The sequence below is a fragment of the Pseudomonas sp. GNP012 genome (assembly GCF_054343835.1).
In genome coordinates this window covers 3,359,396-3,380,049 of record NZ_JBTGUU010000001.1, presented here as the reverse complement: position 1 = coordinate 3,380,049, position 20,654 = coordinate 3,359,396, and the positions used below count along the sequence as shown (strand labels likewise).

Annotated in this window: 20 protein-coding genes; 18 read left to right on the top strand and 2 right to left on the bottom strand. The window is 60.2% G+C overall.

Annotated elements, in window-relative coordinates; all coding sequences use genetic code 11:
* Positions 1 to 6 precede the first annotated feature (6 nt).
* Positions 7 to 522: a flavin reductase family protein gene (locus ACXX83_RS15085; RefSeq protein WP_015094274.1), complete on the bottom strand. Its 516-nt coding sequence runs from the start codon at positions 520 to 522 to the stop codon at positions 7 to 9.
* A gap of 926 nt (positions 523 to 1,448) precedes the next feature.
* Between ACXX83_RS15085 and ACXX83_RS15080 the strand changes: the two genes are divergently transcribed.
* The 18 genes from ACXX83_RS15080 (at position 1,449) to ACXX83_RS14995 (ending at position 19,010) form a co-directional block, all read left to right on the top strand.
* Entirely contained in the window at positions 1,449 to 2,633 is a 1,185-nt protein-coding gene (locus ACXX83_RS15080) for an acyl-CoA dehydrogenase family protein (protein ID WP_458548976.1), read from the top strand.
* A 139-nt stretch (positions 2,634 to 2,772) separates the two neighbouring features.
* Positions 2,773 to 3,894 (top strand): LLM class flavin-dependent oxidoreductase, encoded by a 1,122-nt coding sequence (locus ACXX83_RS15075; RefSeq protein WP_116581264.1) that lies wholly within the window; start codon positions 2,773 to 2,775, stop codon positions 3,892 to 3,894.
* A 608-nt stretch (positions 3,895 to 4,502) separates the two neighbouring features.
* Positions 4,503 to 5,003 (top strand): DUF4822 domain-containing protein, encoded by a 501-nt coding sequence (locus ACXX83_RS15070; RefSeq protein WP_458550207.1) that lies wholly within the window; start codon positions 4,503 to 4,505, stop codon positions 5,001 to 5,003.
* A 120-nt stretch (positions 5,004 to 5,123) separates the two neighbouring features.
* Positions 5,124 to 5,558 (top strand): hypothetical protein, encoded by a 435-nt coding sequence (locus ACXX83_RS15065; protein ID WP_458550206.1) that lies wholly within the window; start codon positions 5,124 to 5,126, stop codon positions 5,556 to 5,558.
* 497 nt (positions 5,559 to 6,055) lie between these two features.
* Complete coding sequence (locus ACXX83_RS15060) at positions 6,056 to 6,418, top strand: DUF6124 family protein (RefSeq protein ID WP_458548975.1); 363 nt, start codon at positions 6,056 to 6,058, stop codon at positions 6,416 to 6,418.
* Positions 6,419 to 6,627: 209 nt separating this feature from the next.
* A complete protein-coding gene (locus ACXX83_RS15055) occupies positions 6,628 to 7,659 on the top strand; it encodes a peptidoglycan recognition protein family protein (RefSeq protein WP_458548974.1) in 1,032 nt (343 codons plus the stop codon).
* 17 nt (positions 7,660 to 7,676) lie between these two features.
* Positions 7,677 to 8,039, top strand: coding sequence for a hypothetical protein (locus ACXX83_RS15050; protein WP_458548973.1), 363 nt, complete (start codon positions 7,677 to 7,679; stop codon positions 8,037 to 8,039).
* 317 nt (positions 8,040 to 8,356) lie between these two features.
* Positions 8,357 to 9,247 carry a VOC family protein gene (locus ACXX83_RS15045; protein WP_458548972.1) on the top strand — a complete coding sequence of 297 codons (891 nt, stop codon included), beginning with the start codon at positions 8,357 to 8,359 and terminating at the stop codon, positions 9,245 to 9,247.
* Positions 9,248 to 9,258: 11 nt separating this feature from the next.
* Positions 9,259 to 10,140: a CoA transferase subunit A gene (locus ACXX83_RS15040; RefSeq protein WP_458548971.1), complete on the top strand. Its 882-nt coding sequence runs from the start codon at positions 9,259 to 9,261 to the stop codon at positions 10,138 to 10,140.
* A 12-nt stretch (positions 10,141 to 10,152) separates the two neighbouring features.
* The gene (locus ACXX83_RS15035; protein ID WP_407801110.1) at positions 10,153 to 10,941 is read left to right on the top strand and encodes a CoA-transferase subunit beta; all 789 of its coding nucleotides are present in this window, start codon (positions 10,153 to 10,155) and stop codon (positions 10,939 to 10,941) included.
* Between the two features lie 25 nt (positions 10,942 to 10,966).
* Positions 10,967 to 11,839, top strand: a complete 873-nt coding sequence (locus tag ACXX83_RS15030; RefSeq protein ID WP_458548970.1) for an enoyl-CoA hydratase — start codon at positions 10,967 to 10,969, stop codon at positions 11,837 to 11,839.
* Between the two features lie 2 nt (positions 11,840 to 11,841).
* Positions 11,842 to 12,909 (top strand): NAD(P)H-dependent flavin oxidoreductase, encoded by a 1,068-nt coding sequence (locus ACXX83_RS15025; protein WP_126050373.1) that lies wholly within the window; start codon positions 11,842 to 11,844, stop codon positions 12,907 to 12,909.
* 29 nt (positions 12,910 to 12,938) lie between these two features.
* Entirely contained in the window at positions 12,939 to 13,694 is a 756-nt protein-coding gene (locus ACXX83_RS15020; protein ID WP_217835771.1) for an enoyl-CoA hydratase family protein, read from the top strand.
* 10 nt (positions 13,695 to 13,704) lie between these two features.
* Positions 13,705 to 14,871 (top strand): acyl-CoA dehydrogenase family protein, encoded by a 1,167-nt coding sequence (locus ACXX83_RS15015; protein ID WP_458550205.1) that lies wholly within the window; start codon positions 13,705 to 13,707, stop codon positions 14,869 to 14,871.
* A 10-nt stretch (positions 14,872 to 14,881) separates the two neighbouring features.
* Complete coding sequence (locus ACXX83_RS15010) at positions 14,882 to 15,937, top strand: acyl-CoA dehydrogenase family protein (RefSeq protein ID WP_458548969.1); 1,056 nt, start codon at positions 14,882 to 14,884, stop codon at positions 15,935 to 15,937.
* A 167-nt stretch (positions 15,938 to 16,104) separates the two neighbouring features.
* On the top strand, positions 16,105 to 17,253 hold the full coding sequence (locus tag ACXX83_RS15005; protein ID WP_217835769.1) for an acetyl-CoA C-acetyltransferase: 1,149 nt from the start codon (positions 16,105 to 16,107) through the stop codon (positions 17,251 to 17,253).
* Between the two features lie 162 nt (positions 17,254 to 17,415).
* Positions 17,416 to 18,291, top strand: a complete 876-nt coding sequence (locus tag ACXX83_RS15000) for an SDR family oxidoreductase (RefSeq protein ID WP_458548968.1) — start codon at positions 17,416 to 17,418, stop codon at positions 18,289 to 18,291.
* Positions 18,292 to 18,500: 209 nt separating this feature from the next.
* The gene (locus tag ACXX83_RS14995; protein WP_015094290.1) at positions 18,501 to 19,010 is read left to right on the top strand and encodes a DUF1993 domain-containing protein; all 510 of its coding nucleotides are present in this window, start codon (positions 18,501 to 18,503) and stop codon (positions 19,008 to 19,010) included.
* A gap of 189 nt (positions 19,011 to 19,199) precedes the next feature.
* On the opposite strand, the gene sstT is transcribed toward ACXX83_RS14995, so the two are convergent.
* Positions 19,200 to 20,432: a serine/threonine transporter SstT gene (sstT, locus tag ACXX83_RS14990; RefSeq protein WP_458548967.1), complete on the bottom strand. Its 1,233-nt coding sequence runs from the start codon at positions 20,430 to 20,432 to the stop codon at positions 19,200 to 19,202.
* Between the last annotated feature and the right edge of the window lie 222 nt (positions 20,433 to 20,654).

Sequence of the window (20,654 nt, the reverse complement as noted above, 5' to 3'; positions counted from 1 at the left end):
CGGGCCTCAGCCAGCGGCTGCTAGAGAAGGTGCGGGTTTGGCGGTGGTGGTGTAGCTGCCGTCGAGGTAGACCAGCGGGGTGATGGCATCAGTGGTGTGGATCTGCAGGATGCGTCCGATGAACACGGTGTGGGTGCCGTAGCTGAAGTGGCCGTCCTGGCGGCAGAGGATCGCCGACTGGGCGTCACCCAGGTACGGAATGCCGCCGGGGCTGGTGAGCCAGTTGCCACGGTCGAAGCGTGCTTCGCCCTTGATCGCGCCGCTGCACAGGTTGGCCAGGTCTTGTTGGTCGACGCCGAGGATGTTGACGCAGAAGTCGGCGCCGGTCGCCAGTGCGGCGTGGGGCGAGGCGGTCTTGTTGACGCAGATCAGCAGCGATGGCGGCTCGGTGCTCAGGGAGTCGACCGCGGTGGCGGCCATGGCGAAGCGTTCGGAGCCATTGCTGGTGCTGATAATGGTGACGGACTTGGCCAGGCGGCGCATGGCCTGGAGCATGTCGGCTTTGAGATTGGCGTCGTTCATCGCACTGGGCCTTTTTTGTTGGGGGTGGAGTGCGATGGATTCTTGCTCCGACGTCCAGTCGTCACATCGTCCGAGGGGACTAGGCCTTGGCGGCCTCTGGGCCGACCAGGCTGGTGGTTTGGGTTGTGTACATATCCGTTTCTGCGGTAACGGCGGCTGGCTGTTTCGCCCTTACGGCGACTCCCTTTTTTACAAGCGCCTAAAAAAGGAAGCAAAAAACGCTCGCCCCTTACGTACGGCCCCTCGCTGAGGCTCGGGGTACCTTCGCTCCGGTATTCATCCGGGGGCATTGCCCTCCGGTCGGCTTCGCTTCGACCTACATGCAATGAGTTCGACTGCGTCGAACGGCGCTGCGCGCCCATCCCCGGATGAACACCTGCGCTCAGCCTGCCGAGGGGGCGGGTGGATCAAGATCAAGAGCTGCAGGCGAGCTAACGCTCGGCCTGATGAGTGGTGAGAAGCGGCGTGGTGTGGGCTGCTCTGCTTTTGCTCTTCTGTGGGAGCGAGCCTGCTCGCGATGGCGGCCTGACAGCCGACCAAGATCTTGCTGATGCCCACCGTTCAAATTGTGGGAGCGGGCTTGCCCGCGAAGGCGGCCTGCCAGCCGACCAATCTCTCGCAGGCATACCCGGATCAACTGTGGGAGCGAGCCTGCTCGCGAAGATGGCCTGCCAGCTGACCGAAATCTTGCTGATGTACTGAGTACCTGTGGGAGCGAGCTTGCTCGCGATAGCGACCTGTCAGTCGACCAGGTACATCACTTTCTGATTCACCCCCACCCAGATACCTGTTCCCCAAAACCACATGGTCCGTTTGAGGGATGCCCGCCGCTTTGCGCATTGTTTGAATGCCAGCGTAGGGGCACTACACCCGCCCCGTTGCACGCGCGCCCCGGCGGATGGGGTGAACAAAGGAGAACAATAAAAATGCTCAACCAAGACCTGATTCGCCAGCGTCTGAGCCAACGTGCCCGTGAGTTGGTGCCGATCCTGCGTGAACGCGCCCTGAATGCTGCGCAAGCCGGGCAGTTGCCTGAAGAAACCCTGAAGGATTTTCACGACGCCGGGTTCTTTCGCATCCTGCAACCGTCCCGTTGGGAAGGCTATGAGCTGGAGCCCAAGGATTTCTTCGACGTGCAGATGACCCTGGCCGAAGGCTGCATGTCATCGGCCTGGGTGCTGGGGGTGGTGGCGATCCACAACTGGCAGCTGGCGCTGTTCGACGACCGCGCCGCGCAGGATGTCTGGGGGAGCGATTCCAGCGTGCTGATCTCCTCTTCCTATATGCCGGTGGGCAAGGTCGAGCGGGTCGACGGTGGTTTCAAGTTGAGCGGTCGCTGGGGTTTTTCTTCTGGCAGCAAGCATTGCGACTGGGCGTTCCTTGGTGCGCTGGTGCCGCCGGAAGAGGCGGGCGGGGCGCCGGATTACCGGACGTTCCTGGTGCCGCGCAGCGACTACCAGATTCTCGACAACTGGAACGTCATGGGCCTGGAAGCCACCGGCTCCCACGACATTCTGGTGGAAAACGCCTTCGTTCCCGAGTACCGCACCCATCGCGCGCTCGACGGTTTCATGCAGAACAGTCCGGGCAATGCGGTCAACACCGCGACCTTGTTCCGCCTGCCGTTCGGGCAGATTTTCGTGCGTGCGGTGTCGTCGTCCGCTATCGGCGCGCTGCAAGGCGCGGTGGATCAGTTTGTCGAGCACAACCGCGCCCGGGTCGGGGTCAATGACGGTCGCAAGATGGTCCAGGACCCGGCCGCGCAATCGTCGCTGGCCAATGCCATGGTCTGCGTTGATGAATGCAAGACCGTGCTGCATCGCAATTTCGCCTTGATGCTGGAGCGCGCGCAGAAGGGCGAGCCGTTGAGCATGCCCGAGCGGGTGAAGATGCGTTACGACTCGGCGCTGGTGGCCGACAAGTGCGCCAAGGCGGTTGGTGACCTGATGTTCAACAGCGGTGCCTCGACGATCTTCCGCAGTCACGCGATCAACCGTGCCTTCCGCGACATTCACACCGGTCGCGCCCACGTCGCCAACAGCCCGGCCAAGTACGCCTGGAACCTTGGCGGCGTGAGCATGGGGCAGGACAGCAGCGATTTTTTCCTCTGACGCTTCCCTACAGCTCTTTTTCTATGAAACGGGCTAGTCCGTTTGCGTGATTCGAGCGCCCCGTCGATGCACGAGCATTGGCGGTAAGGCGAAGGTCTACGGCGCCGACTGCGCATCCAAATAAGCACAAGGATCAACCATGAAATTTTCCCTGATTTACGAAGCCCAGACGGTGGACTCAAGCCGCGAAGGCGACCGCAAGATTTTCGAAGACACGGTCGAGCAGGCCGTCCTCGCCGACAAGCTCGGCTTCGACACTTTCTGGTGCGTGGAACATACCGCGCTGAGCAACTACTCGCACATGTCCGCGCCGGAAACCATGCTGGCTTTCGTGGCCGGTAAAACCGAGCGCATCGGTATCGGCCACGGCGTGGTCTGCCTGCCTCCGGCGATGAACCATCCGGTGAAAGTCGCCGAGCGCATCGCCACCCTCGACCTGCTGTCCAAGGGCCGTGTGCACTTTGGCGTCGGCAAGGGCGGCACCCAGCAGGAAGCCGGTACCTTCGGCTATGACCTGGCGACCTTGCAGCCGCAGATCGACGAGATGATGTACCTGATCCCGAAAATGTTCGTGCAGGATGAGATCGAGCACAACGGCGACTTCGTGCAGATCCCCAAGCGCCCGATCCATCCAAAGCCTTACCAGGACCCGCACCCGCCAATGTACCTGGCGTGCACCAACACCGAGTCGCTGAAAAATGCCGGCGGTCGTGGCATGGGCGCGCTGGTGCTGGGCTTCGGTGGCCCGGAAGAAATCGCCAAGAAGGTCGAGGTGTATCACACGGCCTACGACAATCGCGATGAGAAGAAGCAAGTGGGCTTCCGTCCTAACCGCCACATCGCCGCGCTGTGCCCGGCCATCGTGCTGGACGACAACGAAGAAGCGCGCCGCATCGGTATCCGTGGCCAGCGTTACTTCATGGAATCCCTGGGCTACTGGTACGGCGGTGGCGAGCGCCCGGATCCGGAGAAGTGGAAGGACGACACCTTCGTCGACGGCAACGGCCAGAGCGTGATCAAGTCGCGCTTCGCCTCCGAAGAAGTCAGCGTCGACTTCTCCGACCCGACCATGGCCATGATGAACCCGAACCACGCCTACGGCACCGTCGAGGATTGCATCGGCTACGTGCAGCGGCTGATCGACGCCGGCGCCGACGAAATCCTGTTCATCTGCCAGATGGGCACTGTGCCGCAGTGGGCGCAGCTCGAGACACTGAAGAACATTGGCGAGAAGGTGATTCCGCACTTTCGCAAGGGCTGATGCCGGACGAGGCCTGTTGGTTAACGAATGCTCTCCATTCGGACCGAACCTGTGGCGAGGGGGCTTGCCCCCGTTCGGCCGCGCAGCGGTCGCAAAACAGGGTTGCACGGTTTTTCAGACATTCCGTGTCGCCTGGATTTGGGACTACTTCGTAGTCCAGCGGGGGCAAGCCCCCTCGCCACAGGATGCAGCACAAGGCTATCAATCCCATATGTTTCAGGCCTGGCACGGACGCCAGGCCAACTTTCCAACGGGTCCCCAAGGCCCGTTTTTTTATGCCTGCACTAATCCCGCAGCCACCACACCTCTGTAGGAGTTGCCGAAGGCTGCGATTTTTTGATCTTTATTTTCCATCGACTCCGAAAAAGTTGCGATCAGCGAAAACTCCTACAGTGATTTCCCGGTCTTGACGAAGAGGTCCAAACGCCCATTATTTTGTTGGCCTTTATTGAAGGTCATTGCTGCTGTAATTGTTTCAAATATATACCTGGGTGTTGTGAGTGGTTGATATCACTCCTATATTTCATCAGCTGCTCGCAGTGATTATTTTTTACGAGAGCAAAAACAACAAACAAGCGTCGCCACTAAACTCGGCAAGGAATCATTCCATGCGAAAATACAACGCAATGTTTACAGGCCTGCTCCTCGCTGGACTACTCAGTCCACTTGTCAGCCACGGAAAGCAGATGGAGGATAAGACTGATATTCAAGCACTTGCCACATCTCCTCAATGGTTGACAACCAAGGTTTACCTAGAGGGAGCCCCGGAAGTAGACGTCAAGGAGAAATATCCGGGTGTTGTTGGAATATCAATGTGGGATCCCGGACGTAATCGCTATGAATTTTTTTATACCGAAACCGGGCAATCAAAGTATGACAATGGCGGCGGCGGTTACTTCCTTGTCACCGGTGACAAAACAACGCATATCCTGGTGCCTGATAAAGGAACGGTCAGAACGGTGGTCAGAAGACTGGAAAAGTTGAATGACGAAGAATTCACCTACTCACGAGAGGTGCCTCGTGACATGGTAGACACCAATGCCCCTGTCCGGATCTATGTGGTCCATGCGCCCTACAAAGGACCTTTAAAAACCTCGATGTCGCACTAAACGCCTTTCGGTAGTCATTTGTTAAGTAATTATTTCGATGCTTCAAGGTGTCCGCGTTAAATGACGCCACTCTGAAATAACATCCATAAAAACCCTAAAAATAAAAGGTGCAACATGAGTATGAAGTTCAGAGCGCTATTGATGTCTACGCTACTGCTGGCCGGAATATACTCGGCTGGCGCCCATGCACAGCCGACAACGCCTTCGGCGGCAAAAGACGCTATCGCCACGCCAGATAATGCACTCATGCTGACTGTTTTCCTGAAGCACGATCAATCGCGCCCATTGGGAGAGTTGAAAGAGCAACTCGCCAAACAGGAGTTTTACAAGGTGTTCCCTCCGGCCGGGGTGGAGGTTGTCAGCTGGAATATAACCATGGGGATAGGACAGGTCATCGTTCTGCGCCTGCCTGCCTCGCGTCTCGCAGCGGTCAACCTCGCACTTGAAAACACCGCGTGGGGAAGTTACCGGACAGAGTTCTTTCCGACCTATGATTTCAAGGAAATAGCCCTGGCAGAGCAAAAGAAAGTGCGAGAAGCCAAGTCTACCCAGTAATCACAGCGCAAATGCGCAGCATCTTGAGCCTGTAGGATTTTCCTCGGCTGTGAACACAATCGCACTTTCCTCAAACGGGCCATTTATGGCCCGTTTTTTTATACCTGCAGTAAGCCCACAGCCACGACACCTTCGGCAGCTCCTATGGGTGTTTGTGAGGGTTGTTTAATGCCTGTCGGAATCACTTCTTGAAAGCTACAACGCCTTGCGTCGTTGCCTACAGGTACGCCAGAATCCGCCGGCTTGTGCGCCTTGGGGCCCCTCGGTAACTTGATCTGTGTCACTGATTCCCAGTGATCGGGTTTAGTAGCCCGAGGCTTAATCCAAGACGTACAACGCATCAATCAGGCTGTATGCCTGCATTTTGATGGTGGCTGTACGTAGGGCGCCCTTGGGCGCGCCGGCTTCTTGGATTCCCCGGTCTACTAACCTGCGTACAGCTGCCACCCCTTCTTTTAGTAGAGAAGTGGTTCCAGCCCACATCAGGAATCCACACTATGATCAAACCTACGCCAAATCCTCCGGACGCTGATCCGACATCTCCCTACGAAAGCCCCGATTCCAAAAAACTCAACGAAGCCGCCGAGCGAGCCCTCGCTTACCACTTCCCTTCAATCGCCGACATCAAAGCCACCCCTCGAACAATCAGCACGCTGTTCAGCGTCGACCCTGAGGCCACGACCGAAACCCTGGTGGTTTATCTGGTCGAGACGTTGGCCTCGGTGGATGTGATGGTGCATCAACTGGTGGATCATCTGGAGGGCGGTGACCGTAATGCACTGCTGGGCATTTCCAACAGCGTCATGCTCGCCGAAATCACCGCGAACCGCGTGCTCGATCAAATCGAACCACCTGCATAAAGCCGCAACACCACTGACCCCTGTGGGAGCAACCTCAATCCCACAGGTACTGCGGCACGGTCAAAATTGCGTAATCACAGCGACTCTTCCTACAGGGATTTCTGCACCTTGACTGAGTGGTCTATAGGCTGTTTATTCTGCGACCCTCTACAAGGAAATCGGCGCCCACCAATGTTGTTGGAGTGCGTCGTTATTAAGGAGGATGGTTTATGTGGATGCGCCTTATTCATCAGCGAGACCGCGAGCGTCAAGGTATTGGTTTCAATCAAATCGAATCGCCATTCTTTGCCGTGTCCAGAGTGCGAGAGGCGCTTCTGAGCCGCCGTGACGAGTTCTTGGGGCTGAATGATTTTTTACTGGCTCATGGACGTTCGCGTGGTCAGCTGACGTACGACGTTATTGAACAAATACTGACTACGGTGAAAGACGGCGATTGGCTGTTGGTTTGCAGTGACCCTTTCAGCCCGCTGAGTGAAGACACAACAGGTAACTATTCACGCATTGGAGTGCGCTGTCGTGTGGAGTCGTGGGATTATCCTCTTGTCGCTTCTGCCGACCAACGCAAGCCACCGTTGCCAAAAACCGAACTGGTCGCAAGCCCGCTACCTCAAGAACGCTCAAACATGGCTCAACAATTTGCTATCAAGGCGAAGGCGAGCGATGTCCTCTCCGACGAGCCAGCAACCCTTACTGCCATTACTGTCAACGATAGAGCTGCGATGAGAGAAGCAATCATTAGGCTCGCCCGAAAAAATGGTCATGAATTTGTAGAAAGATCGTCCTGGGGAGCTCAAGAAGTAAAAGGCGAAATGGTCGACGACTGGGACTACTCGATGATCGCACTTCACCATGCGGGTAGAAGTGTGGGCTGTGGTTTCGGCGCAGGACAAATGCTTGCGATTCAGAGCGAGCATCAGGCCAAATTTGATGACATCGGTTACCACTACGGCATCGACTGTATGGGTAAAGTTTTTGAGGGACGGGACATCCGGTTCAAAGGCTCAAGCGTACATAACTACAACACAGGTGTTATTGGCATCGTTTTGCTGGAAAACCTGACAACCGCGGAAGAAGGTGGCGATATGGTTTCTATTGCCCGTCAGGCTCTTGAAACCATGCATGGCAATATGGACCAGGAAATCCCTGCCGTACAAATCGACGCGCTACTGAACTTGATTCAAGCTCTGACCAGTGTTTTCAGGGTGACTACTTTGGGTGGGCACCGTGAATTCCCCATGTAAGCCGGCGAAGGAAAAATTTGCCCTGGCAACATCGGGATGGACCTGGTGAGAGTCCTTCGAATCAAAACCCAACTCATGCAACCACCTTCATCATGAAACCGCTGCTTATTATTTTTCCGATCGCACTCTTCGCTGTCCTCTACATTGGCTTTTACGAAAAGATGGAAGACGCTTACCCGGAAAAAGTATTTTTCATCAAGAAAAGTCCGACACTACAGATGAAGTTTGACAATATTTTCGCGTACGAATCAGATGACAAAAAATTGAGTGAGCTGAGCGATACGGAGCGACAGCTGGTCATCCAGTACTGCAAGTATCGGTTAGGTATAGCTACGATTTTGAAAAGCCAAAACGAGCTTGAAGAATGTAAGAAAAGATAAGTTTCATACCTTCGAACCTTCCTCAAACGGGCCTGTATGGCCCGTTTTTTTAGCCTGCACCAATGCCCTGTGGGAGCGAGCTTGCTCCGGGCGGCGATCCGACGATGGGGCCCTGTCATCAAACATCTCTGTTGACTGACACACCGCCTTCGCGAGCAAGCCCGCTCCCACAGTTTATTGCGTGAACCCCATCAAATCCGCTAGTCCCATTGGACGATGTTGCTCCTCCCCGAACCCGTTTGAATAGGCCCTACATAAAGTCTCCCCCGGCAGTCGCCGAAGGGCGGCACGGCCTGAGTAAAACGAGGAGTGCATCCATGGATATCCGTGGTCTGGGTTACGTCACCCTGTTATCCAGCGACCTGACGCAATGGCGCCATTACGCAAGCCAGGTGCTGGGCATGATGGTCAGCGGCGACGATGAGCTTTTGTACCTGAAAATGGACGAGCGTCATTACCGCGTGCTGGTGCAGAACAGTGCCGAGAACGGCTTCGGTGCCTGCGGCTGGGAAGTGGCCGGCAAAGCGGCGCTGCAGCAGGCGGTCAGCGAGCTGCAACAGGCCGACGTGCAAGTGACCCGTGGCACCGCGTCCGAAGCCGAACTGCGCAAGGTCCAGGAGCTGGTGCACTTCAGCGATCCGGATGGCAACCGCCACGAAATTTTCTGGGGCCCGCTGCAGGACTTCGCCCGTTTTGTTTCGCCGGTGGGCGTCAAAGGCTTTGTCACCAACGACCTCGGCATGGGCCACGTGGTGTTGCCGGCGCCGGCCTTCGAACGCTGCCGCGACTTCTACGAACAAGTGATGGGATTCGGCCTGTCGGACCTGATGAAAGTCCGCTTCACCCCGGACCCGGCCGAGCCGCAAAAGCGCATCCACTTCCTGCACTGCAACAACGGTCGCCACCACTCGCTGGCGATTTTCGAGTGCCCGATGCCCCACGGCTGCGTGCACATGATGGTCGAAGTCAACGCGCTGGACGAAGTCGGTCGCGCCCTGGATCGCGTCCACGCCAACGGCGTGAAGCTGTCGGCCACCCTCGGCCAGCACACCAACGACCAGATGATTTCTTTCTATATCAAGACCCCGTCCGGGTTTGACCTGGAGTACGGATGCGACGGCCTGGTGGTCGACTGGGACCGCCATACGCCGTTCGAAAGCACCGTGGTCAGCCACTGGGGCCACGACTTCAGTGTCGGTCGCCAATGAGGAACATGACGATGGACAAGCAAATGAGCACCGCCGAGATCGTCGGCCAACTGCGTGACGGCATGACCATCGGTATCGGTGGCTGGGGCCCGCGCCGCAAGCCGATGGCGCTGGTGCGGGAGATTCTGCGCTCGGACCTCAAGGAGCTAACTGTTGTTGCATACGGTGGTGCGGACGTCGGCATGCTCTGCGCGGCCGGCAAGATCAAGAAACTGGTGTTCGCCTTCGTCTCCCTGGATTTCATTCCGCTGGAGCCGTACTTCCGCAAGGCGCGCCAGGAGGCGGCGCTGGATGTGATGGAGATCGATGAAGGCATGCTGCTGCTCGGCCTGCGGGCGGCGGCGATGAATGTGCCGTTCATTCCGACCGCCGTGGGCCTGGGCACCGATGTGCTGCGCCACAACCGCCAGATCAAGTTGATCGCCTCGCCCTACGCCGATGGCAAGGATTGGGTGGCGATGCCGGCCCTCAAGCTCGACGCAGCACTGGTGCACGTCGACCGTGCCGACAAACGCGGCGTGTGCCAGATCAGCGGCCCGGATCACTACATGGACGACCTGTTCGTACGGGCCGCAACCCACAGCTACGTGACCTGCGATGAACTGGTCGACAGCGAGTATTTCCATCAGGACAGCGCCCATGCCCATCAAGTGTTCTGGGAACGCAACCTGACCACCGCCGTGGCCCACGTGCCGGGCGGTGCGCATCCGTCGTCCTGCGCGCCGCTGTACGGGTTCGACGTCGCGCACTTCAAGGCCTACAACGCCACGGTGCAGGCCGCCGATGGCTGGGAAGGTTACGTGCGGGAATACATCGACTGCACCCACGAACAGTACCTGGACAAGGTTGGCGGCCTGGCTGCGATCCGTGAACTGCCGTTGCCGATTTTCTAAGGGAGCCTTGCGATGAGCACTACCACTTACAGCCTCGCCGAGCTGATGATCTGCGCCGCCTCCGAAGCCTGGCGCGAAGACGGCGAAGTGTTGGCCTCCGGCATCGGCGTGATCCCGCGCCTGGCGGCATCCTTGGCCATGCTGACCAGCAACCCGCAACTGCTGATGACCGACTCCGAAGCCTACATGGTCGCCGAACCGGTGCCTTTGGGCGCACGCAAGGGCTATGAGCCCAAGCGCGACAGCTGGATGGGTTTCTCGCGGATTTTCGACAACGTCTGGGGCGGCAAGCGCCATGCACTGGTCGGCCCGACCCAGATCGACCGCTTTGGCCAGGCGAACATTTCCTGCATCGGCGACTACGCCAAACCCAAGGCGCAGATGCTCGGTGTGCGCGGTTTCCCCGGCAACTCGATCAGCCACGCCAACTCGTTTTGCGTGCCGAGCCACAACCGTCGGGTGTTCGTCGAAGGCGAGGTCGATATGGTCGCTTCGGTCGGCTACAACCCGGCCCGCCTGGCGCGTGGCTGGAAGCTGGACGACATCGACATTCGCCTGATCATCACCGACCTCTGCGTCCTGGATTTCCAAGGCCCGCAACGGCAGATGCGCATCCGTTCGCTGCACCCCGGCGTGACGGCGGCGCAGGTCCAGGACAACACCGGCTTCGAGTTGCACGTGCCGGACGACTGCCCGACCACCGCGGCCCCGACCACCGAGCAATTGCAACTGATCCAGCGTCTGGACCCGCACAACCTGCGCGCCCTGCAGCTTAAAGACAACCCGCCAGGCCAGCGCTGAGCGCCCGCGTTTTCGGAGACAAGTGATGGCTGAACATAACGACAAGAACGAGGCCGAGGTGGTCCTGTACGAAGTGCGCGAGGCGGTGGCAATCGTCACCATGAACCGCCCCGAGTACCACAACGCACAGAACTCGCAGATGACTTATGCGCTGGACGCGGCGTTTCGTCGGGCCTGCGATGACGATGAAGTGAAGGTCATTGTGTTGCGCGGTGCCGGCAAGCATTTCTCGGCCGGGCATGACATCGGCACCCCGGGCCGCGACGTCGACAAGACGTTCGATCGGGCGAGCCTTTGGTACGACCACGCCAACAAACCGGGCGGCGAGTTTCTCTATGCCCGCGAGCAGGAGGTCTATCTGGGCATGTGCCGGCGCTGGCGCGAGATGCCCAAGCCGACCATCGCCATGGTCCAAGGCGCGTGCATTGCCGGCGGACTGATGCTGGCCTGGGTCTGCGACCTGATCGTCGCCAGCGAGGATTCGTACTTCGCCGATCCGGTGGTGCGCATGGGCATTCCCGGGGTCGAGTATTTCGCCCACGTGCATGAATTGAACCCGCGCATCGCCAAGGAATTCCTGTTCCTTGGCGAACGCATGCCGGCACCGCGTGCCTATCAGATGGGCATGCTCAATCGGGTGGTTGCTCGCGACGAGTTGGAGCAGCAGACCCTCGACATCGCCGGGCGCATCGCCCAGATGCCGCGCCTGGGCCTGCAATTGAGCAAGCAAGCGGTGAACAACGCCGAAGACCTGATGGGCAAGCGCGCGACCATGGACATGGTGTTCGGCCTGCATCACTTCGCCCATGCCCACAACGAACTGGTGTCCGGCGACCGCCTCGGCGGCTACGACGCCAAGGCCATGGCCAGTTCCCAGCGCAAAACGGGCGAGGCGTGAGCATGGCGATTTCGTTGAATACCCGCCTGACCGAGCTGCTCGGTTGCCGCTATCCGATCATCCAGACCGCCATGGGCTGGGTCGCCGATCCGAAACTGGTGGCGGCCACGGGCAATGCCGGTGGTTTCGGTTTTCTCGCCGGGGCCACCATCGAACCGCAGCAGATGGAAGCGGCGATCCTTGAAACCCGGCGCCTGACCGACCAGCCGTTCGGGGTGAATTTCCACATGTACCAGGCCAATGCCGGCGAGATCGTCGAGCTGGTGTTGCGCCACAAAGTCCGTGCGGTCAGCTACAGCCGTTCGCCGGGCAAGCAAATGATCAGCCGCCTGAAAGATGCCGGGGTGGTGTGCATTCCCACGGTCGGCGCGCTCAAGCATGCGCAGAAAGCCGTGGAAATGGGCGCCGATGCGGTGACCGTACAGGGCGGCGAGGGCGGGGGGCACACCGGTTCCGTGCCGACCTTGATGCTGCTTGATCAAGTGGTCAATGCGGTCTCGGTGCCGGTGGTGGCGGCGGGCGGCTTCAAGGACGGCAAGGGCCTGGTTTCTGCATTGGCCTACGGTGCCGAAGGCATCGCCATGGGCACACGTTTTTTGATGTGTGCCGACAGCCCGGTGCCCCAGGCGACCCTGGCGCGTTACCTGGCAGTGAAAGACCCGGCGGCGATCATCATCAGCCGCGCCATCGACGGCATGCCGCAACGGATGATCCGCAACGAGTTGCTCAACCAGCTGGAAAACAGCGGCGGTCTCAAGCGCCTGTTGCTGGCCTTGCAGAGTGGTCTGGCCTACCGCCGCCACACGGGCATGAGCCTGACGCAACTGCTGACCAGCGCGCTGAAGATGCGCGGTGCCGGAGAGTTGACCGCCGCGCAAAGCATCATGGCCGCCAACGCGCCGATGGTGATCCAGAAAGCCATGGTCGACGGGCAACCGGCCGCGGGCGTGTTGCCTGCCGGACAGATCGCCGCATCCATCGACAGCTTGCCCAGCTGCGCCCAATTGATTGAACAGATCGTCCGCGACGCCGAAGCGCGCCTGGGCGAGCTGTGCCGCCGTGTGTCGTAAGGGGCCATGCATTGTGAAGGAAGGAAACCATGAAACCATTTAGCGTCAGCATCGATAACGGCATTGCCGAACTGGTGTTCAACCGGCCACCGGTCAACGCCTTCAACAACCAGGGCTGGGCCGACATCGCCAGCGAGATCGAGGGCCTGGGCCGCAACGACGACGTGCGGGTGATCCTGATCCGTGCTGAAGGTCGCGGCTTCTGTGCCGGGGTCGATATCAAGGAACTGGCCGCCGACGGCAACCTGATCGTCGCGGTGAACAAGGGCAACTACGACAGCTTCAAGGCCATTCACCGCAACCCGAAACCGGTGATAGTGGCCGTGCACGGCTTCGTGCTGGGCGGCGGCATCGGCATCTGCGGCGCTGCCGACATCATTGTCGCGTCTGAGTGCGCCACCTTCGGCGTGCCGGAAGTGGATCGCGGGGCCATGGGTGGCGGCGCGCATTTGCAGCGCCTGTTCCCGGTGCAGAAGGTCCGCCACATGTACTTCACCGGCGAGCCGATCGACGCCGCCGAAGCTTACCGCCTGGGCGCGGTGGAGCAGGTGGTCAAGCGCGAAGACTTGCGCGAAGCCGCGTTGCAGATCGCCCGCACCATCGCCGCCAAGAGCCCGGGCATGATCAGCCTGGCCAAGGAAGCGCTGACCGGCATCGAAGACGGCAATCTGGAAGACAAATACCGCTGGGAGCAGGGCTTCACCCTCGAAGCCTACCGCTCACTGGACTCTCAGGAAGCACGCGACTCGTTCGTCGAGAAACGCGATGCCCGATTCAACGGCTGAAGGCATATCCATGGACCTGACCTATACCCCGGCCCAGCAGGCCTTTCGTGCCGAGGCGCGGACCTGGCTGGCGGCCAATGTACCGAGTGAACCGCTGCAATCGTTCGACACCGAACAGGGCTTTGCCGAGCACCGCGCCTGGGAAGCCAAACTCAACGAAGGCCGTTGGGGCATGGTCACCTGGCCGACCGAGCTCGGCGGGCGCGGCTGCGACCTGATCGAATGGCTGATTTTCGAAGAGGAATACTACCGTTCCGGGGCACCGGCACGGGTCAACCAGAACGGTATCTTCCTGCTCGGCCCGACCCTGATGGAGTACGGCAGCGAAGAACAAAAGGCTCGGTTTCTGCCGCGCATGGCCACCGGCGAAGACATCTGGGCCCAGGCCTGGTCCGAGCCGGGTGCCGGTTCCGACATGGCGGCGATCCGCTCCAAGGCGGAACGGGTGGGCGACCACTACGTGATCAATGGCCAGAAGACCTGGTCGACCCGCGCGGTGTGGGCCGATTGGGTGTTCGGTATTTTCCGTACCGATGCTCAGTCCCAGCGCCATCACGGCCTGACCTTCATCCTGCTGCCGCTGAATACGCCGGGCATCACCGTGCGGCCGATTCCGCAGCTCAATGGTTTGCCGGGTTTCGCCGAAATCTTCTTCGACGACGTCAAGGTGCCGGTGGAAAACGCCCTCGGCGGCGAAGGCATGGGCTGGCACGTGGCGATGTCCACCGCCGGTTTCGAGCGCGGTTTGTTGCTGCGTTCGCCGGCGCGTTTCCAGGAAACCGCCAAGCGTCTGGTGCAGCTGTACCTGGCCAACCGTGAGCAGACCGACCGCGACCCGGCCATCGGTGAGGCGGTGATGCGCGCCTGGCTCGATGCCGAGGCGTACACCCTGAGCACCTATATGACTGCCTCGCAACTGGTGCAGGGCGGCAAGATCGGGCCGGAATCGTCGACCAACAAGATCTTCTGGTCCGAACTCGACCAGCGCATGCACGACACCGCCATGAGCATTCTCGGGTTGCGTGGCGAGCTGCTGCCACAAGCCCCGGCCGCCGGTGACGTCGGCCATTGGCTGGAAGGTTTCCTGTTTGCCCAGGCCGGGCCGATCTACGCCGGCACCAACGAGATTCAGCGCAACATCATTGCCGAACGCATGCTCGGCATGCCGCGTGCCTGAGGAATAGACCATGGACTTTAGTTTCAGCCGCGACCAACTGCTGTTTCAGGACAACGTCCGCAGCTTCCTGATCAACGAAGTCACCCCGGAACGCATTCGCGAACTGTGGCAGAGCGACAGCGGGCGCAGTGAGCGACTCTGGGCGCAACTGGTGGAACTGGGCCTGACCGCGCTGACCGTGCCCGAGGCGCAGGACGGCATGGGCATGAATGAATTGGATTTCGTGCTGATTGCCCAGGAATGCGGTTACGCCGGTCTGCCCGAACCGCTGGTGGACACCATGCTGGTGGGCGTGCCGATGCTCGCCGCCCTCGATGAGCAACACGCGGCGCTCAAGCAATACTGGTTGGCGCGGGTCGCCGAGGGCAGTGCACGTCTGGCCGTTTCCGAACCGGGTAACCCGCTGGTCAGCGATGCCCATGTTGCCGATCTGCTGTTGCTGGCCCATGGCGATGAAGTGCATGCACTGGAGCGCGATGCCGTGCACCTGACCCGCAACGAGTCGGTCGACCCGAGCCGTCAGTTGTTCCAGGTCGAATGGACGCCGACTTCCGCTACTTGCGTGGCCAGCGGCGAACAAGGACGGCGCTTGTGGGCAGCCGCCTTCAACCGTGGCGCCCTCGCCAGTGCTGCGCAATTGCTGGGGCTGGCCAAACGCATGGTCGACCTGGCGGTGGACTACACCTTCGAGCGCAAGCAGTTCGGCAAGCCGGTCGGCTCGTTCCAGGCGGTCAAGCACTTGATGGCCAACGTCGCGGTACAGATCGAGTTCGCCAAAGGCCCGCTGTACCGCGCCGCTCATGCGCTGGCCGAGCAGCAACCGGGGCAGGACGCGCTGGTGTCCCACGCCAAGCTGGCAACGGCGGAAGCAGCCATGCTCGCGGCGAAGAACACCATCCAGGCCCACGGCGCCATGGGTTACACCTGGGAAGTCGACCTGCATCTGTTCATGAAACGCGCCTGGGCGCTGGACAAGGTCTGGGGCGATCGTGGCCGTCACAAAGGGCGGATTCGTGCGGCGTTGTTCGACGGCAAGCCGATGCTGGGTGCGGGCAGTACGTTTTAACCCGTCAGTAAGGGTGACGAAATCCCTGTGGGAGCGAGCCTGCTCGCGAAGGCGGCAGCACGTTCAACATTTTTGTCGACTGAACTGACGCATTCGCGAGCAGGCTCGCTCCCACAGGTTTTCGGCTCCCTTAATACTTGATTTCAATTTTTTCACCGAGGTAGACCATGCCTGAAGCCTATATCGTCGACGCCCTGCGCACGCCCACCGGGCGGCGCAAGGGTGGTCTGAGCCAGATTCACGCCGCCGATCTGGGCGCGCATGTTTTGCGCGCACTGGTCGAGCGCAATGACATTCCCGACGAGGATTACGACGACGTGATCTTCGGCTGTGTCGACACCATCGGCCCGCTCGCCGGTGACATCGCCCGCACCAGTTGGCTGGCGGCCGGCCTGTCGCAATCAGTGCCGGGCACCACTATCGATCGCCAGTGCGGTTCGTCCCAGCAAGCGGTGCACTTCGCGGCGCAAGCGGTGATGAGCGGCACCCAGGACGTGGTCATCGCCGGTGGCGTGCAGACCATGACCCAGATCCCGATTTCCTCGGCGATGATCGCTGCCGAGCCCTTGGGCTTCACTGATCCGTTCAGCGGCTCCGAAGGCTGGGTGCGGCGTTACGGCGCGCAACCGCCGACGCAGTTCCGTTCGGCGCAGATGATCGCCGAAAAGTGGGACCTGTCCCGGGCGCAGCTCGAAGCCTATTCGCTGGAGTCCCATCGACGGGCCTTGCAGGCCATCGAGCAAGGTCGCTTCAATCGCGAGATCGTGCCGTTGGCCGGTGTGCTGCACGATGAAACGCCGCGCCAGACCAGCCTGGAAAAAATGGCCGAGCTGGAATTCCTGTTCGGCTGCGACCGGGTCACCGCGGCAGTGTCGAGCCAGACCTGCGACGCGGCCAGCGCGATGCTGATCGTCTCGGAGGCGGCGCTCAAGCGTTACGGCCTGACGCCACGGGCACGCATCCATCACCTTAGCGTGCGCGCCGAAGACCCGATCTGGATGCTCACCGCCCCGATCCCGGCCACGGCTTATGCGCTCAAGCGTGCGGGGATGAAACTGCAAGACATCGACCGGGTGGAGATCAACGAAGCCTTCGCTTCGGTGGCCATGGCCTGGTTGAAAGAGACGGGCTATCCGCACGAACAGACCAACGTCAACGGTGGCGCGATTGCCCTCGGCCATCCGCTCGGCGCCACTGGCACCCGCTTGATGTGCACCCTGCTGCATGAACTGGAACGCAGCGGCGGACGCTTCGGTTTGCAGACCATGTGCGAAGGCGGTGGGCAGGCCAACGTGACCATCATCGAACGTTTGTAAATCAGGAAACACACCGATCCTGTAGGAGCGAGCCTGCTCGCGATGGACTCAAGAACGACGCGGTTATTCAGATACCCCGCGTATTCGTTAACGACCATCGCGAGCAGGCTCGCTCCTACAGGGGATTGTGTCGCGTAGTGATGAATTTGAAGGATCTAGAACATGAAAATCTGTGAAAACCGCGTCGTGATCATCACCGGTGCCGGCGGTGGTCTGGGCCGCGCCTACGCGATGGCCTTCGCTGCCGAAGGCGCGAAGGTGGTGGTCAACGACATCAACCGCGAAGCAGCCCTGGCCGTGGTCGGCGAAATCCTCGGCCAGGGCGGCAGCGCCGTGGCCAATAGCGACGACATCACCCGCTACGACTCGGCGGGGCTGATCGTGCGCCAGGCCATCGAAACCTTTGGCGACCTGAACGTGGTGGTCAACAACGCCGGCATCTGCCGTGACCGCATGTTCGCCAGCCTCAGCGAATCCGACTGGGACGCCGTGGTGGCCGTGCACCTCAAGGGCCACTTCTGCATTTCCAGCCACGCCGTGAAGTACTGGCGTGAGCAGGCCAAGGGCGGTGCCAAGGTCGATGCACGGATCATCAACACAAGTTCCGGCGCCGGTTTGCAGGGCTCCATTGGCCAGTCCAACTACGCGGCGGCCAAGGGCGGTATTGCTTCGCTGACGCTGGTGCAGGCGGCTGAACTGCGTCGTTACGGGATCACCGCCAACGCCCTGGCGCCGGCCGCGCGGACCGGGATGACCGAGCAGGTGTTCGCCGACACCATGAAAAAGCCTGAAGCGGGCTTCGATTACTTCGCCCCGGAAAACGTCGCGCCGCTGGTGGTGTGGCTGGGTTCCGAGGCGTCCGCCGAGGTGACCGGGCAGATGTTCGAAGTCGAGGGTGGCAAGTTGTCGATCGCCGATGGCTGGCGCCGTGGCCCGCAACTGGATCGCCAGGGCCGCTGGGCGGTTGGCGAGATGGGGGATGCTGTCGCGCAACTGCTGATGCAAGCGGTCCCGGCGGCCAAAGTGTACGGCAGCTGAAAAAGACCGGTCTCGGGAGGGCGGCACGCGGCTATAATCGGCCAAAATCGAACCCCTGTGGGAGCGAGCTTGCTCCGGGCGGCGTTCCGACGATGGACTCCAGCGCGACGCGTGTATTCAGACAGAACGCGTTATCGTTCACGTCCATCGCGAGCAAGCTCGCTCCCACAGGTTTCCCGCGATCCTCCCGTCACCATACGAGACCTGCCATGACCATTTCCCTGTACGACGCTTCCGTGCCTGTTTTCCAGCAAATGCTCAATGCCCTGAGCGATGTACTGAAAAAGGCCGAGGCTCACGCCACTGAAAAAAACATCGACCCTAACGCCTTCCTGCAAGCGCGCCTGTTCCCGGACATGTTCCCGCTGGTGCGCCAGGTACAGATCGCCGTTGATTTCGCCAAGGGCGTTTCTTCCCGTCTGGCCGAAGTTGAAGTGCCGAAGTACGACGACACCGAAACCACTTTCGCCGAACTGCAAGCGCTGCTGAGCAAAGTTCTGGCTTACATCGGCGAGTTCACGCCTGAGCAGATCAACGGCAAGGAAGGCATCGAGATCGTCACCCGTCCGGGCACGCCTAAAGAGAAGCGCTTCAGCGGCCAGTCCTACCTGCTGACCTATGGCCTGCCGCAGTTCTTCTTCCACGTCACCACCACTTATGCACTGCTGCGCCACAATGGCGTGGAAGTGGGCAAGCGCGACTACATGGGCGCGTTCTAAACCGCCCAGGTACAAAAAAGCCCCCGCAACCTCAGGCTGCGGGGGCTTTTTCATGTGCTCGCATTTTTCAGCTACACCACAAATCCTGTGGGAGCGGGCTTGCTCGCGAAAGCGGTGTGCCAGCCAACATTAATGTTGAAGCTGATGGCCCCTTCGCGAGCAAGCCCGCTCCCACATGGGGCTGCGGGGTTAGGCCAGACGCTCCGCCTTCTGTTCTTCACCCAGGCAAGCCGCCGCGGTGAACAGCACATCGGTGGACGAGTTCAGCGCGGTTTCCGCCGAGTCCTGCAACACGCCGATGATGAACCCGACCGCCACCACCTGCATGGCGATTTCGCTCGGGATGCCGAACAGACTACATGCCAGCGGAATCAGCAACAGCGAACCGCCGGCCACACCCGAAGCACCACAGGCGCAGATCGCCGCGACCACGCTCAGCAGGATCGCGGTGGGAATGTCCACGGTGATGCCCAGGGTGTGTACGGCGGCCAGGGTCAGCACGGTGATGGTGATCGCCGCGCCGGCCATGTTGATGGTCGCGCCCAGCGGGATCGATACCGAGTAGGTGTCTTCGTGCAGGCCCAGGCGCTTGCTCAATTCCAGGTTGACCGGAATGTTCGCCGCCGAACTGCGGGTGAAGAATGCGGTAATGCCACTTTCGCGCAGGCAGGTCAGCACCAACGGGTACGGATTGCGACGCAGTTTCCAGAAGACAATGATCGGGTTCATCACCAGTGCCACGAACAGCATGCAGCCCAGCAGCACGGCCAGCAGGTGCGCATAGCCGATCAAGGCGCCGAAGCCGGAGGTGGCCAGGGTCGAGGCCACCAGCCCGAAGATGCCCAGTGGAGCGAAACTGATCACCAGGCGCACGATCACGGTCACGCCGTTGGACAGGTCGCCCAGCACTTCACGAGTGGTGTCGCCGGCATGGCGGATGGCGATGCCCATGCCGATGGCCCACGCCAGAATGCCGATGAAATTGGCGTTCATCAGCGCGCTGACCGGATTGTCGACCACGCTCAGCAACAGGCTTTGCAGCACTTCGCCAATCCCGCCTGGCGCTGTGACCGCGACGTCCTGGGTCGACAGCACCAGGCTGGACGGGAACGTCATGCTGGCAACCACCGCGACCACGGCCGCGGCGAAAGTGCCCAACAGATACAGGAACAGAATCGGCCGGATGTGGGTTTCCTGGCCGTGCTTGTGGTTGGCAATCGACGCCATGACCAGCACGAACACCAGAATCGGCGCGACGGCTTTCAGTGCCGAGACAAACACTTTGCCAATGAACGCCGTGGATTTCGCCACGTCGGGGGCCAACAGGGCCAGGGTAATACCGGCGATCAGGCCGACCACGATCTGTGTGACCAGGCTCAAGCGTTTAATGCGGTGTAATAGAGAAGGGGATGAAGCAGTCATAAAACAGCATCTCTGATTTTTTATTAATGCATGGTTTCGCAGGTTTGCGGCAACAAACAGGGCAGGCCGCAGGCAGGAAACCGAGAAGGAAACACAGGGATCAATGTCTTTTAAGGTGTTGAACGTCGCATTTCTTGTGGGAGCGAGCTTGCTCGCGATGACGGTGGCACAGTCCATAGTTGCTTTGTCTGACAGTCCGCCATCGCGAGCAAGCTCGCTCCC

Bases quoted from the DNA above. Each gene is read 5' to 3' on its own strand.
- ACXX83_RS15005 (WP_217835769.1), top strand. From the start codon at position 16,105: ATGCCTGAAGCCTATATCGTCGACGCCCTGCGCACGCCCACCGGGCGG.
- ACXX83_RS15000 (WP_458548968.1), top strand. From the start codon at position 17,416: ATGAAAATCTGTGAAAACCGCGTCGTGATCATCACCGGTGCCGGCGGT.
- ACXX83_RS15015 (WP_458550205.1), top strand. From the start codon at position 13,705: ATGGACCTGACCTATACCCCGGCCCAGCAGGCCTTTCGTGCCGAGGCG.
- ACXX83_RS14995 (WP_015094290.1), top strand. From the start codon at position 18,501: ATGACCATTTCCCTGTACGACGCTTCCGTGCCTGTTTTCCAGCAAATG.
- ACXX83_RS15065 (WP_458550206.1), top strand. From the start codon at position 5,124: ATGAAGTTCAGAGCGCTATTGATGTCTACGCTACTGCTGGCCGGAATA.
- ACXX83_RS15020 (WP_217835771.1), top strand. From the start codon at position 12,939: ATGAAACCATTTAGCGTCAGCATCGATAACGGCATTGCCGAACTGGTG.
- ACXX83_RS15030 (WP_458548970.1), top strand. From the start codon at position 10,967: ATGGCTGAACATAACGACAAGAACGAGGCCGAGGTGGTCCTGTACGAA.
- ACXX83_RS15035 (WP_407801110.1), top strand. From the start codon at position 10,153: ATGAGCACTACCACTTACAGCCTCGCCGAGCTGATGATCTGCGCCGCC.
- ACXX83_RS15085 (WP_015094274.1), bottom strand. From the start codon at position 522: ATGAACGACGCCAATCTCAAAGCCGACATGCTCCAGGCCATGCGCCGC.
- ACXX83_RS15040 (WP_458548971.1), top strand. From the start codon at position 9,259: ATGGACAAGCAAATGAGCACCGCCGAGATCGTCGGCCAACTGCGTGAC.
- ACXX83_RS15045 (WP_458548972.1), top strand. From the start codon at position 8,357: ATGGATATCCGTGGTCTGGGTTACGTCACCCTGTTATCCAGCGACCTG.
- ACXX83_RS15055 (WP_458548974.1), top strand. From the start codon at position 6,628: ATGTGGATGCGCCTTATTCATCAGCGAGACCGCGAGCGTCAAGGTATT.
- ACXX83_RS15075 (WP_116581264.1), top strand. From the start codon at position 2,773: ATGAAATTTTCCCTGATTTACGAAGCCCAGACGGTGGACTCAAGCCGC.
- ACXX83_RS15060 (WP_458548975.1), top strand. From the start codon at position 6,056: ATGATCAAACCTACGCCAAATCCTCCGGACGCTGATCCGACATCTCCC.
- ACXX83_RS15025 (WP_126050373.1), top strand. From the start codon at position 11,842: ATGGCGATTTCGTTGAATACCCGCCTGACCGAGCTGCTCGGTTGCCGC.
- ACXX83_RS15010 (WP_458548969.1), top strand. From the start codon at position 14,882: ATGGACTTTAGTTTCAGCCGCGACCAACTGCTGTTTCAGGACAACGTC.
- ACXX83_RS15080 (WP_458548976.1), top strand. From the start codon at position 1,449: ATGCTCAACCAAGACCTGATTCGCCAGCGTCTGAGCCAACGTGCCCGT.
- sstT (WP_458548967.1), bottom strand. From the start codon at position 20,432: ATGACTGCTTCATCCCCTTCTCTATTACACCGCATTAAACGCTTGAGC.
- ACXX83_RS15070 (WP_458550207.1), top strand. From the start codon at position 4,503: ATGCGAAAATACAACGCAATGTTTACAGGCCTGCTCCTCGCTGGACTA.